Below are 14,633 nucleotides of genomic sequence, written 5' to 3'. Positions count from 1 at the left end.
TTCTTTTTTTAAATCACAAAGTCATAAACTTGACACATTTAAAATGCAGGAGTATATTTATCTCGTTGCTTCTTTTAGTATATCGTTATACCTATTTCGTCATATCATTATTTCTATCAAAAAACAGTTAAAAGTGGTTTTTTATGATTCTGATCAAATCATGAAGTTTCACTTCCTAATCAAGGCTGTTATTATTTTTTACATTTTAGTAGAACGATGTACCTGATTGAAGAACAGATGAATATTCATTATTTTTTCATCAATCACATAAGGGGTGTTGTGATGGGCTTCATATTCTTCATTTTTAAGGAAACAATAACAAAGGGTATTCAAAGAATTTGACCTTAGGGGTTTCAAATATAGGAGTGGGAACATGAAAAATCCTTATATTAAATCGTCACTTGGCATGTATTTAAATTACTTCATGCTTGGCATGATCAATATTATTGTAGCTTCCAACATGGACAGCTTATCTGAACGCTACCATGTAGATATTCCGAAAATCAGCTTGCTTGTATCGGCGATCGGAATTGGTAAACTCATTGCTCTCTTTTTCTCAGGTCGGTTAGCCGATAGCTGGGGACGTAAGCCTGTCATTATTACAGGAAATTTTCTTTACTTATTATTCTTAATCGGTATTCCAACGACAACGAGTTATACACTGGCATTTATCTTTGCGATTTCAGCAGGTATTGCCAACTCACTGCTTGATTCAGGAACTTATCCTGCTTTGACAGAGTCATTTCCGAAAAAAGCAAGTTCGGCTTCTGTTTTAGTGAAAGCGTCTGTATCCATTGGGGCGACTATTCTTCCATTTATCTTGGCGTTCCTAGTGGCACATGACATCTTCTGGGGCTGGGCGTTCTTTGGACTAGGGCTTCTTTATTTACTTGTAGGGATTTACTTAATCTTTATGCCATTCCCGAACCATAAGCAAGTTTCTTCACAAGACGCTCTTCCAGTACAGGACCAGCTGAAGGAAGAACCAAAAATGCTTGGCGAAGGTTTAGCTGTTGTACTTATGGGATTCACGTCGACTGCATTGTTTGTGGTATGGCAGACATGGCTTCCACAGCTCGGGTTAAAATTAATCGGACTTGGTACAGAACAAGCTACACAGCTTCTATCTTATTTTAGTATTGGAGCACTTGTATCTGTTCTCTTGCTATCAATCGTCTTAGATAAATTTATTTCACCGATTATGGTGGCCATTATTTATCCTATTGGTGCGTTCCTTGCGATGCTTTCATTATTCCAAATCGAAACGTACAGCATTGTCATTGTCAGCACGTTTTTCTTAGGATTATTTACAGCAGGGATCTTCCAGCTGGCGATGAGTATTATGATGAAATTATTCCCGACAAACAAAGCAACGGCTTCATCCTATGTGAACATTGCGGCAAGCTCAGCGTTTATTCTCGTGCCGCTCATTACAAGTGGGTTGGTCAGCACGTACGATATTAAAATGACGTTATTCTTCGATATGATCATTGCGGTTATTAGCGTATTACTAGCGGTCTTTGTTCTTGGACGCATGAAAAAATTATTTAGATAACTAAAGGAGATGTCAATCATGACAAACATACATGAACGAAATATTGATGGAAAAACAAAATTAGTCGGTCTTCTTGCTACACCAATCGGACACAGCCTTTCACCACGTATGCATAACCTTGGCTATACACTAACAGGTATCAACTATGCTTACCTTGCATTTGAAGTAGGGAATGATGAACTAGAAGCAGCCGTAAACGGTATGAAAGCAATGGGTGCAGCTGGATTTAACGTCTCTATGCCAAACAAAATGAAAGTACTAGATTACTTAGACGAACTAGATGATTCTGCAAGATATACACGTGCAAGTAACACTGTAGTAAACAAAGATGGTAAGCTCATCGGCTACAACACAGATGGTCTTGGATATGTGAGAAACTTGATTGAGCATGGCGTTGAATTAGCCGGCAAAAAAGTCACACTCGTTGGCTCTGGCGGCGCGGCAACTCCGATTGCGATTCAGCTTGCACAGTCCGGCATTCGTGAAATTAGTATATTTGCTCGTAATGACCAATACTTTGTTCAAGCAGAAGAAAATGTAAATTACATCAACAACGAAATGAAATCTTTCGGTGTCAAAGCAAACATTTTCCCACTTGAAGACAAAGACGCGTTCCGCCGTGAAGTAGCAGAAAGTGCGATCCTGGCAAACGGGACAAGCCTTGGCATGAAACCACTAGATCAACTCAGCATTATCGATGATACACTTGATGTACTTCGTGAAGATTTGATCGTGACAGATGTCGTATACAACCCGCAAAAAACAAAGCTTCTTGCACAAGCACAGGAAGCTGGCGCCAAAACGATTAACGGTCTTGGAATGATGTTATGGCAAGGTGCACTTGCTTACAAACTCTTTACTGGTGAAGATATGCCAGTTGATCAAGTAAAACAAATTCTTTTTGAAAATGACCGTTTCTAAAACAAAAGAAAGACGACTTCCTAAGCGGAGGTCGTCTTTTTTTAATCATGTACCATAACTTGACGGTAGCGATACAGGATATACAGTGCGCCGATAATGGCTGCAACAGCCACCACTGCATCGAACATAAAGATTTGTAAAATGGACGCGTGACTCTGAATTAACCCTGTTACGACCGGGATGACGATAGCCGACACGCCGCCCGCTGTGGAGATAATCCCTGTCATCGTCCCTTTGTTTTTCCAGAAGAATTCAGCCATCACAGTTAACGTCAGCTGAAAAACTCCTGCTGTTGAAAACCCTAATACAAAAGCATTGACGGTTCCTATGACTGGCGATTTCACGACCAAGAGTACACAAATAGAAACAAGTGTAATGATTGGATAGATCAGCAGTACAGTGACCGGACGGACAAAACGGCGCAAAAGAAATGCGAGCATCACAACAGACAGCAGCCCGCCCATGCTATAGTAACTGAGCAGTTTCACAGCACTGCCCGAAGCCATCCCCAAGATAGCCTCACCGTACGTAGGAAGCCAAATTTGCGGCAGCGCATACAGCCCATTTGACGTAAAGCTGATCAAAATGAGTGCGATCCCTTCCCTCCAAAATGTAGGCTCTGTCGAGAAGCGCGGAAGTCCGTCATGCTCCGTTACCTGGACTTGCTCCACCTTGCGATGATTCGGAAATGGCAAGGTCCACAGCATCAAGACATTCACAAGATAGATCAGAGCAGGAACAAAAAATGAAATTCCATAAAACAAATCATGCTCTGCTAAAAGGAAAATCGCCAGTGGCAAAATGGTTGCCCCAATGGAGATAAAGGCCTTCACCATCACATTCGCAGATCCCGAATTTTGCGGAAAAGTCTCCATTAACGCAGGATACGTTCCTGCATCCATTGCCGAATTCGCGACCCCTGCCAAAATCGCAAACGCAAACGCGATTTGATAATTCGGAGACAATGGGATTCCGATGAGGAACACCGCCATCAGCACACCAGAAACCAAAATGACCGGCTTTCGCCCAAAACGATCTGACAGTACGCCTGATAAACCATACGTGAGCACCCTGCCAATGCCAAGCGCCGAAATCATATAACTAATTCCCGCACTATTGGTATCTAATTGTTTGATTAAAAATGGCATATTTGAAGCCAAAATAATATTGACCATACCTAATAAAAAGTAATTAATATACAGACTAGAAGCCGTTCTCACATACGGATTCCTCATCCTGACACACCCCTCAACACCATCGCAATGAAGTGACAAATAATGGTTACGCTTACAAGATCTCATATGTGAGGAAGAACAGCTTTGCAGCCTTCACGTTCATACATCTCATCATGTCATGCAGCTCACAGCTTACACGCCCTTCATGTATCAAGCATTTCTTCAATTTTTCACTGCTCTTATTTTATACGAATGAGAAAGGTAAAGATAGTAAATTGCTTAAATTTGAGGGGAATTGATACAAAAAAGGAGTGGCAGACGGCCACTCCTTTTTCAAAAACTTTGACGGATGACTTTTCTTAATCCAAGTAAAAGCTTTTTAAGTATTCGATAGCAAACCTTAATTTTCGATTTTCTCAATACTTACGCTTGGAATTGTAATATTACCATCTGTCGTGGATTCATATGTAATGACACCCTCAGAAGTACCCATAAAAGTAATTACGTCTCCTTCTAAAACTCGTGATTTGACGAGATCAGCTTGATAAGCACCATAAACAATATCATTGTAATATTCATCTACTGCTACTCTTATTTCTGTCGTACCGTCACCTTCCATGACTTGGACAACTTCACCTTTAAATTTCACTTTTTTCCCTTTATATTTTTCAGGTGTTCTAGCCAATTGTTCGTAAGTGATGCCAGTATCGTAACCCTTTTTCTCTTGTTCCTCAGCTTTTTTCTTCGCTAGTTCTTCTTTCTTTTTCTCTTCTTCTTTCTTAGCTTTAGCTTCTTCTTCTTTTTTCTTTTCTATTTTCTCCATTTTTTCTTTTGCATCAGCCTCAGCTAATTTTGCATATGGAGCTAATTCATCTACTTTTTTCTGTAGAGTTTCGTTTTCTTTCTTTAGTTTTTCACTTGCTTTTGATGGTGATGAGCCAGACATTGCCGATCCGATAAACATTGCAACAATGGCTACCACAATATACTTCCAACTTTTCTTTAAAAACTTCATTTTAAACTTCCTTCCCTCATAACGATATAGTGTTTCATCACAAAATCTATTTCCTGAAACGCACATTTTTGGATGATAATATCTATATCGGCTGACAGAAGAAATTTTTAACAAAAATTAGATCTTTATACTCAATTAATTCCTTTTTAAACCGTTCACTATGACTTTAGTCATTATTTAAGCGGGTGAATAACATACTCATATAGTATTATATTTTGATCAAAATTAATTAAATAAGCTTATTATTTTCGTTATCATAGATCTTTCCACATCAAGCTATGCTCCAAATGAATCGCGTCTCTTATTACATATTTTTTAATTCTTATACACCCAAAATACTTAGCTCATAATAATATTCCGTTCGCTCTATGCATAATCCAAAATGAAAACTCTCTGCGACTAAAATAAAATCACCATATCCATTTGCAAATTTGATCTGTTCAAGAAAAATGATCTAAAAATGAATTTTTGGAATTTTCATATAGCTTAATTCGTTCATTAAGTGCTTTCTTCTGATTCTTCTTTTTAGGATTTCTATACTCTTTTTATATTAAAAACCTTATGTTTTCTAATTGCAAGCTAGCCATACATTCGTTTTATTTATAATCATTGATTGGTCCTTTATCCATCAAAACATCAATTTCATTAGAAGACTTCATTTTTAATTTAGGTCTGCGCTCGGAATTTGGTTTGCTGTAAAGCTCTAGCGGACGTATGATCACACCATCATTTGTATTTTGAAGCATACCCGGCACACAAGAATAAATCCGATCATTATCATTCGCATGTTTGGCATGAATTGTCACAGATGTTCCTTGGTGATTATCGATACTCATAGATACCCTATATCTATAAAAAGAACCTGTTCCGTTTGATTGAGCAGAATAAACAACCGGAACGATAGCAAGGATATCGTCATTTAACCGTAATTTAATGACTTCTGTTTTCATCGATTCACGGTCTCTACCGACATCTCCCATATGCTCTACAGCTCCGTTACCGTAACTTTTGAGAGCAGGAACACCTTTTGCGCCAAACATGGCCACATCTATTTGTTTTCCTGACTTCGTATAGACCAATGCATAAATATCATAATCAGTTCCAGACTCCCAGGATACTGTAGCTGTAATCTCAGGCGTTTTTTCAATGATGATCGGTTTATGACCTTTGTCTAGACTAATTTTACCTTGAACTTTCTCTAAGCTAATTGGTGCAGCGACGTTCTCTTTAGCAGCTGTCTTCATTGGAGGAGCAGGCTCATCAATTAATTTTTCAGAAGTCATTTGAGGAGGTGTAGAAACATCCTGTTCATCAGGTTCAACCTCTACCCCAAAAAGCTGACATAACCCTTCTAATCCAGAATCGAAGCCACGCCAGATGGATCGTGCTTTCGTTTCACCATTTCTGATATATAGCTCTACTACGACAATACCCTTTTCATTTGTAAACCTTACTGGTGTAAGGTATAGTACCTCATCTCCTGTTTGAATTTCTGCTTGCAGATTCTTCACTTGAGAAAAACCAATTCCTTGATCCTCTGTTAGTGTAATCGCCACCTTTGTGATTCCAGCAGGCACTTTGCTCATATCAAAATTCAATTGATGCCTTTTCAACTGACCTGATATCTCTGCTGGTAAAAGTGTCGCGACACCCGTGGCACTCTCCGGCTGATTGTAAAAAATAATGCCATTATCTCCTTGAACTAGATCTGAATCTGTTAAGAGAAACGCTGTTAAAGAAATATCAATTGCAGATGATACTTCATAACTGATGGATACTTGTCCCTTTGGAGAGTTTAGTACGGTATTGGCACCCATTTGCAGAGTTTGATTCATTTCAACAACTCCTATTCTTTATCTACCATTTATCTCTTTTATAGATCAATTATACCAAATTGTATAATAGAACCTATGAATATCTTTATCTCATTTCAATCTCTGCATTGATATGAGACAATGCCAATGAAAAACAAACTACTCTCGAAAGGAGAATCATTGTGTATAAAAAAATCATTCCTGCTGTTATGGTGATATTCGGCTTTTGGATTCTTCTTCAAATTTCCTTGAACATTAAGATCTTTCACAATCTAATGAACTATTTTGTCGCTATTACTCTCTTTTTTCTTTGTATTCAGGCATTAATAAAACATAAACAATGAAAAACCCGAACAAGCATATACCACGCTCGTCCGGGCTTCTATTTTCCTTTATTACACTTCTTCACCGTTCGTTGCGATGACGTTTTGATACCAAGTAAACGAATCTTTTTTAAGGCGCTTCATTGAGCCGTTTCCTTCGTTGTCGCGGTCAACGTAGATCATGCCGTAGCGCTTTTTCATTTCACCTGTTGTGAATGATACGATATCAATGATGCCCCAAGGTGTGTAGCCAATCAGGTCGACACCGTCGTATTCAATGGCTTTTTTCAGTGCTTCGATATGTGAAGCGAGATATTGAATTCTTTCTGGATCGTGAATAGAACCGTCTTCTTCCACTTGATCTATCGCACCAAATCCATTCTCTACGATGAATAGCGGGATTTGATAGCGATCGTAAAAACGATTCAATGTATACCTTAAGCCCGTCGGGTCAATGGACCAGCCCCAGTCACTTGATTTGATATAAGGGTTATCTACACCATGCGGCAGGGCTCCGTTGACAATGTCTCCGTTGTGATCAGACACCGTATCACTTTTAACCGTTGTCGACATGTAGTAACTAAAGCCTAGATAATCCACTTTTCCTTTTCTTAAGCTTTCTTCATCGCCTTCTTCAAATGGAATGTGATAGCCTTCGCGTTCGAATTCTTTTAATGCATAGCTCGGATAGTAGCCTCGCACCTGTACATCTGGGAAGAAATAGCGCTGTCTCATATATTCCTCTGCCAGCATAACATCCTCAGGGTTTGAGGAATATGGATAGATTGGCACGTGTGACACCATCGCTCCAATTTGGAAAGCAGGATTAATTTCTTTTCCTTTGGCTACTGCCCATGCACTTGCAAGTAATTCATGATGTCCTGCTTGATACATGACTTCTTTGGCATTTTCGCCTTCTTTGACTGACACCCCTGAATTTGTCCAAAGGAATAGTGGGTTGTTGACATCCATTTTGTTATTGATTTCATTAAATGTCATCCAGTATGTGACCTTGTCTTTGTATCGATTGAAGCATACTTCTGCGAATTTCGCGAAATACTCAGCGACTTTTCGGCTGCGGAACCCGCCGTACTCTCTTGCTAAATGGAGCGGCATTTCAAAGTGAGACAGCGTAATCACAGGCTCGATGCCATGCTTGAGCAGTTCATCAAATACATCATCATAGAATTGTAAACCTGCTTCATTCGGTTCTTCTTCATCTCCCTTAGGGAAAATCCGGCTCCAGCCAATCGATGTACGTAAACATTTTAAACCCATTTCGGCAAACATTGTGATATCTTCCTTATAACGATGGTAGAAATCGATCGCTTCATGGTTCGGATAAAATTTATCTTCTTCTATCGTTTCAGTTATTTGTCTCGGTACTCCGTGAGCACCTGCTGTCATCACATCTACAACACTTGGGCCTTTTCCTGCTTCATTCCATCCACCTTCAAATTGATGTGCAGCTAATGCTCCGCCCCATAGAAAATCTTTTGGTAATGTCATTATTCATTCCTCCTATTTCACAATTGTGATCATGACGTCTGTTGGCTGACATGTCGATTGTTCTTCTACAATCACATCTTCGTACGCTTGTGTATTGGTGATGATGACTGGTGTGATTGTTTTTAATCCTTTGCTTTCAATGGCTTCTTGATCAAATGTCATCAACAAGTCACCCTTCTTCACCTTGCTGCCTTCTTTGATATGCAGAGTAAATGCTGAGCCATCTAGGGAAACCGTATCAATTCCAACATGAACTAGTAACTCCACCCCGAATTCTGAACGCAGTCCAATCGCATGCTTTGTTGGCGCAAGCATGACGACACTGCCGTCAAACGGTGCATACAGCTTGTTGTCTGTCGGTTCAATCGCAAACCCTTTGCCCATCGCCCCCGAGCTAAATACGGCATCCGGCACTTCAGATAACGAGATCACTTTCCCTGCAAGCGGTGCAGGAATGGTTTCTTCATTGTTCATCGAAGCATTCATTTTTTCTCCAACTTGCTCTTTATCAGACGTTGCACCGGCTGTCTGTTCCACTGTATCTTCCCCATAACCAAACATTTGAATAAGCACAACTGGTAAGATCAGCGCAATTGCGACACCAATCAATATGCCGATGATCGATGTTGGATAATCTGAACTAATTCCGTTTACAATCGTCAGTGGACCAGGCAACCCTGCATACGCAAAGTAATAAGGCGTAAAGAAGCTGGCAGCAATGGCACCGACCGCTCCAGATATACATCCGAAAATAAATGGTTTTTTGAAACGCAGGGTAACCCCATAAATCGCAGGCTCAGTAATTCCAAAGAGACCCGTGATTCCCGCTGAAACCCCGACTTTTCGTGTTTCGCGGTTTCTTGCTTTTAAAATAACCCCTAACACTGCGCCGACCTGAGCGATAACAGCGATGGTTTGATATGCCTGGAAGGAGTCACGTCCATATTGTTCAAAGTTGGCGAGCACCATTGGCGTGATGCCCCAGTGAACACCGAAAATGACAAGCACTTGCCAGAATCCCCCGATAATGGCACCTGCTAAAGCTGGGACATTTTCTGCTAAGACATTGTATCCGTTTGCAATCCCATTTGCACCTGCTGTCGAAAGAGGACCAATTAATAGAATCGTTAACGGAACCATGACAACCATACAGATAAATGGCACAAATAACGGTTTGACCACTTCGTGAATGCGTTTGTTTAAAAATCTCTCTACATATGAAAGGATCCATACCAAGAATAGCGGCGGCAAAACAGATGACGTATAAACTGTTTCAGATAACGCTATGCCTAAAAAGGTAACGCCTTCCCCTGATGCCACGCGTCCAGCAATCTCCGTCCAAGCTGGACTGACAAGCGCTGCTGTACACGCTACGGCGATATACATATTCGTTTTAAAATGCTTGGCTGCTGTGATGGCGATAAAGATAGGCAAGAACGTAAACGGCGCCCATGAAATAAAGCTAAAGACTTCATACGTTCCCGTTTTCGAGAAGCTTGGAAATAATAAATTAATGAGGATAAGTGCACCTTGTAAAATACCTGCTGCTGCCAAAATATACACAAATGGCGCAAACACAGCAGACATGGTCGCGATGACACGGTTCAGCACCGTTCCCTTGTTTTCATTTGGCTGATCATCATCAGACGGCTGCAGCTGAACAAGGCTGGAAAAATTCTCGTATACCTCACCAACATGCTGACCGATAACGACCTGAAATTGACCGCCATTTTCCACCACGGTAATGACGCCAGGCATCGCATTGACTGCTTCCTTTGCCTTTGGATTCGAACGTTTCAAGACCAAACGCAGCCGCGTGGCGCATCTTGCAGCACTCACCACATTTTCTTCTCCGCCAACTGCCTCTAAGATGTCTTCTGCAAGCTTTTGATAATCCCTCACTTTTGACATATAAAACCCCCCTTTATCACTACTAGTATATGTATATTATAATTATACCGGTACAATTTATCAATACATATATAATTTTAAATAGCATATCAAAGGAAATTTGGTATGTGCTATAATACAAAGACAATAAATCGTGAAAACAAAGAGGAATAGCCATGTTAAAGTATCAACAAATTGCGAGCGATATTGAAAAATATATTGTCACCCATGAGATGCAGCAAGGGGATAAGCTCCCTGTACTCGAAACACTCATGAGCCAATTTGCTGTGAGCAAAAGTACCATTATCAAATCGTTAGAATTACTCGAAAAAAAAGGAATTATCTATCAAGTGAGGGGCAGCGGCATCTTTGTTCGAAGACACCGGCGCAAGGGCTACATCAGCCTTTTATCCAACCAAGGGTTTAAAAAAGATTTAGAGGAATTTCAACTGACATCAGAGGTTTTAATGCTAGACACCATCAAGCCGTCCGAAGAAGCTGCACTTAATTTGAACATTGAACAAGATGAAGATGTTTTTTACCTTAAACGCATTCGTTACATCAACGGACAAACCTTATGTTTAGAAGAATCCTATTACCGAAAAACGATCATTCCTTATCTCAACACAGAAATTGCCGCCGATTCTGTTTTTAAATTCGTCAGTGAAGGTTTGGGGCTCAAAGTCGGTTTTTCCGATATGTACTTACAAGTAGGCAAATTGAATGAAACCGAAGCGACGCACCTCGGCCTCAAACAAGACGATCCCGCCCTCCGCGTCGAGACCGTCTTTCACCTCACAAACGGCCAGCCCTTCGACTTTTCGAAAATCACATATAACTACACACAATCCCAATTTTTTATTCAAGCCAATAATTATTATGGGTGATGGACGGAAAAAGCCCCTCAATAAGCTGAGGGGCTTTTTGAAAATATCCTATCACTTGTAATAGTTATAATCATTGAACGTCGCGATCATATCTTCTTGTGTGCCTTTCTTCCCGCGATTTGTATTAAAATATAACGTTCCGTCATCAAAATCAACAGCTTCTATTTCAAAAAGAGTAAATGCACTGCTCGTAATTCGAAATGAAAGGTCTTTTCTAGTAAACAACTCTTTTGAAAAATCTTTTGCAGGTGTTTCCTTTTGCTCTTTCAGCATTTGATTGATATTTAATGGATATGTGAGAATGACACTCACATTAGAAGCCCCGCCATTGGAGTCTGGCTTAGATAATGGTACATATAATGTTCCTTGATAGAAAGAAATGCCTTGAAGAATGTACTTAGAAACATCCACCACTGATTGATTTACAATCGCTTTCGTATAATTTAATGTAAACGTTGCCTCATATTCAAATTGTCCTTTTTGGTCATTAAAATTCCCAATAAAAAAGCGATTGCCAGACCTGACAATAAACTTGTCCGCTCCAACAGAATATGTGATGCCGCTAATTGATAAATTCGCCCCTTGGTACTGAAGGACATAGGATTTAGCCACTTTGTACGTATTTTTCTTCGTGTTCACACTTAACTTCACTATCTTTTTTACATACTTTGCACCATCGGCCATAGGCGCTACATATAAGCTAACTTGCTCATCACCTTTTTGAGCTTTCACAGCTAAGTCATTAGCATGTCCTAAGTCATTACTAGTACTGTTAGTATCAGAGTTTTTAAGGAGCTTAACAGTTCTATTGCTTGACGAGCCGTTCATTTTAATGGCGTACAATTGCGTCAAGTGATTTGACGTATTTATTTTTGCAGCATAAATCATATTATTATTACGATCTACAGCCATCCCTTGCATAGAAGTGTAGAACCCAGAACCTGACATTGCAGAATACGTTGTATATGTGTTGAAGTATCCGGATTGTGCCTGAACAGTCGCGGACCACATACTGCAGCACAAGATGACAGCCATTAGGATAAAATACTGTAATTTTTTCAATATAAACACTCTCCTATCATTGGATTTATATCGTTTGGCTATTAAAAATAAAATCGTCACCATAGAAATGAATGACGATTTTTTTAAAATGATCATTAAGCTCTACTTTTCAGCTTTAAACGCCTTTACAGTTTTACTACTTTCCGACATGCCTTTCCCAGTGACGGTGAAGTAGAGTTTTCCTCCCTTAGTGCCTAGTTGTTTGAAAGTGACTTTTACAACTTTGCCTTTAGTAGCTGTTGACTTCCCAATAAGCTTTCCCGAAGAATGATAAATTTTGACAACATCTTGATTCGTGAGTTTACTGACCGTAACCACGTCTTTTTTCTTTTTGTTGTTCACAATGTTGATTTGGTTGCTTTTTAACGAAGCAGACGGCTCACCTTTAAAAGAAATGGCTTGCTTTCCGCTTTCCAGCATCTTATCGCTATTGCGTGTGATATACACTTTACCGCTCTTAGTTCCTATTTGTTTGACGTACAATTTGATGGATGCACTGTTAGCTGGTTTTGATGTGGCTAGTAATTTCCCGCTTGTTGAGTAGACTTTAATTACATCTTTTTTCTTCAATTTACTCACTGTAATGATGTCATTTTTATTTTTAAGATTATTGATTTTGACTTGGCTGGCTTTTAAAGCATCTGACTTTTCACCCTGATAACGAATTGGTACTCGATTTCCCTCTTTTAAACCAGGCTCTTTTATACTGATATAAAGCGTTCCACTTGTTTGGCCCAATTGCTTCAAGGAAATCGTCAGGTTCGAGCTAGATGCAGCCTGTTGGGCAATCGCTTTTCCACCAGAAGATTGTTTAAAAACTTTGATGACTGATTGCTTTTTGATTCCTTTTATCGTCACCGTATCATTTTTCCCTTTATTGTTCGTCACCTTCACTTGGGATGATGCAAGTGGAGATGTGACGACTTTTTTGACGGTGAAGGCTGGCAAGGCGACCTTTCTCTTTCCACTCTGCAACGTGATTGTTACTTTAGATCCTTGTTGTAATTTTCCCGTTTTCAATTTAAAATCTTTGCCCGGCGTAATGTTGAATGGTCCAAATTTCTTTTTCGTTGTGCTAGCGCTGAGTTTCGACATTGCTTTTATTGTGTTATTCGCTGAATCAGATTGCACCTCTACAATAGCTTGATCGCCGAACGTACTCATGCCATTAATGGTCTCACTTGAATCATCGATTTCTTCCACAAAAACTTTCTGTACATCTTCCTGAGATTGATCCGTTTCACTCGGATTATCAGCCATGAACGACTTGACTGTAATGAAGTCACCACCGATTAACTTTGAAACAGGAACATCATAGACGCCATTAGAGTCTGTCTGACCTTCCCCAATGACTCTTCCCTCTCCATCTAAAATATTGATCATACTTTCAGGAGTTGCAGTTCCGCCCACTGAAGTTGAAAGCTGAGTAAATGGATCAATAGTCGGAGCGGTTGATCTCAGTTGGAAAGTGGTCTCATACAAAGCATTATCATAAGAAGGTTCCAACACTTGAAATTTACTTTGATTTAATGACTTTATTGTGTTTTTGTCTAAATTCAACTCAAAGTTGCCATCACCATCTGCAGTCATCGATTGAATGATGTCACTTGATTTTTGATTTTTAAAGACGATCTTTGCATAAGGAATTCCCGTTTGGCCTTTCACTGATTTAGACCATTTTGTCGTAGGAATAAGTGAGATTTTCTTAGGATTCACAATTTTTTTGTAAACGTCGATATTGCTACCAGTCGTCATTTTCACTGTTAGGAATGTCCCTGCACTTAGGGCAGGCAGCTTCAAATGAATGGCATCATTGAATGTGCCTGAGGCAATTACTTTGCCATCTTTCATGACCTCTACTTTTGTGTTCTTCACAGTTTTCCCAGTTAACTCCTGAGAAGTATCATATATCGGATCTAATGAGCTAAAAGATTCCTTGAAAACATACACTTTGTTTGAAGAAAGCATTGTCCCATTTTGGTCATACGTATCTAACTCCGCCGTTTGACCTGAACTAATGTTCCAAGAAAACAACTTAAAGTTTCCGTTACTATCTGCTTTTGCGTAGTGCATATATTTAGATTTCCAGTTACTCGGAACACCCCAATCTACGAATGCAACGATTGCGTTTGGCGCTGTTTTACCTGTCAGATAATTATCACCATATTGATAACGATCAACCGTTGTTTTCGTTCCACCCTCTGTGGCACTCACACTTTCTTGTATATGAAAACTCAACATCATCACACATAGAATAGAAGCTACTAATTTCAGGACCATTTTCATAAATATATCCTCACTTTTCCTATTAATGTTTTTATATACAAATATTATACATTTCATCTAGTATAGATACAAGAGTTGATAACATGACTAAAGACTTATCAAAATACCAATTTAATAGGTACAGTGAACCCTCCTCTCTTACATGAATATCTCCGATTTAAAACATCAAAAAGATTCATTTTACGAATACATCAAA

10 protein-coding genes and 1 pseudogene are annotated in these 14,633 nt (G+C 39.5%); 3 read left to right on the top strand and 8 right to left on the bottom strand.

The features are described 5' to 3' along the window. Positions 1 to 373: 373 nt before the first annotated feature. Together C9414_RS00195 and C9414_RS00190 are read left to right on the top strand one after the other, a co-directional pair. On the top strand, positions 374 to 1,555 hold the full coding sequence (locus C9414_RS00195) for an MFS transporter (RefSeq protein WP_047203751.1): 1,182 nt from the start codon (positions 374 to 376) through the stop codon (positions 1,553 to 1,555). Positions 1,556 to 1,573: 18 nt separating this feature from the next. After that, positions 1,574 to 2,476 (top strand): shikimate dehydrogenase, encoded by a 903-nt coding sequence (locus C9414_RS00190; RefSeq protein ID WP_024423990.1) that lies wholly within the window; start codon positions 1,574 to 1,576, stop codon positions 2,474 to 2,476. 41 nt (positions 2,477 to 2,517) lie between these two features. Here C9414_RS00190 and C9414_RS00185 read toward each other — a convergent pair whose 3' ends face one another. From C9414_RS00185 to C9414_RS00160, 6 genes and pseudogenes are all read right to left on the bottom strand, one after another. Next, a complete protein-coding gene (locus tag C9414_RS00185; RefSeq protein ID WP_064498928.1) occupies positions 2,518 to 3,711 on the bottom strand; it encodes an MFS transporter in 1,194 nt (397 codons plus the stop codon). 340 nt (positions 3,712 to 4,051) lie between these two features. Next, a complete protein-coding gene (locus tag C9414_RS00180; RefSeq protein ID WP_039182765.1) occupies positions 4,052 to 4,666 on the bottom strand; it encodes a hypothetical protein in 615 nt (204 codons plus the stop codon). Positions 4,667 to 4,988: 322 nt separating this feature from the next. After that, a pseudogene (locus C9414_RS21265) lies at positions 4,989 to 5,111 on the bottom strand (YxiF family protein); the annotation flags it as partial. Positions 5,112 to 5,262: 151 nt separating this feature from the next. Then, on the bottom strand, positions 5,263 to 6,501 hold the full coding sequence (locus tag C9414_RS00170) for a TerD family protein (RefSeq protein ID WP_107162802.1): 1,239 nt from the start codon (positions 6,499 to 6,501) through the stop codon (positions 5,263 to 5,265). Between the two features lie 374 nt (positions 6,502 to 6,875). Then, positions 6,876 to 8,315 carry a 6-phospho-beta-glucosidase BglA gene (bglA, locus tag C9414_RS00165; protein ID WP_107162801.1) on the bottom strand — a complete coding sequence of 480 codons (1,440 nt, stop codon included), beginning with the start codon at positions 8,313 to 8,315 and terminating at the stop codon, positions 6,876 to 6,878. Positions 8,316 to 8,324: 9 nt separating this feature from the next. Continuing rightward, positions 8,325 to 10,223: a beta-glucoside-specific PTS transporter subunit IIABC gene (locus C9414_RS00160; protein ID WP_107162800.1), complete on the bottom strand. Its 1,899-nt coding sequence runs from the start codon at positions 10,221 to 10,223 to the stop codon at positions 8,325 to 8,327. Between the two features lie 155 nt (positions 10,224 to 10,378). Between C9414_RS00160 and C9414_RS00155 the strand changes: the two genes are divergently transcribed. Next, positions 10,379 to 11,089 carry a GntR family transcriptional regulator gene (locus tag C9414_RS00155; RefSeq protein ID WP_039182781.1) on the top strand — a complete coding sequence of 237 codons (711 nt, stop codon included), beginning with the start codon at positions 10,379 to 10,381 and terminating at the stop codon, positions 11,087 to 11,089. A 51-nt stretch (positions 11,090 to 11,140) separates the two neighbouring features. Here the strand turns inward: C9414_RS00155 and C9414_RS00150 are convergent, their stop codons facing one another. Together C9414_RS00150 and C9414_RS00145 are read right to left on the bottom strand one after the other, a co-directional pair. After that, positions 11,141 to 12,124, bottom strand: coding sequence for a hypothetical protein (locus C9414_RS00150; protein ID WP_404841328.1), 984 nt, complete (start codon positions 12,122 to 12,124; stop codon positions 11,141 to 11,143). A gap of 129 nt (positions 12,125 to 12,253) precedes the next feature. Then, positions 12,254 to 14,437 carry a hypothetical protein gene (locus C9414_RS00145; RefSeq protein WP_107162799.1) on the bottom strand — a complete coding sequence of 728 codons (2,184 nt, stop codon included), beginning with the start codon at positions 14,435 to 14,437 and terminating at the stop codon, positions 12,254 to 12,256. Between the last annotated feature and the right edge of the window lie 196 nt (positions 14,438 to 14,633).

The sequence above is a fragment of the Bacillus sp. Nf3 genome (assembly GCF_003028545.1).
Classification (GTDB): domain Bacteria; phylum Bacillota; class Bacilli; order Bacillales; family Bacillaceae; genus Bacillus; species Bacillus safensis.
The sequence above is the reverse complement of the archived record's forward strand: the minus strand, read 5'-3'. Positions and strand labels throughout refer to the sequence as shown.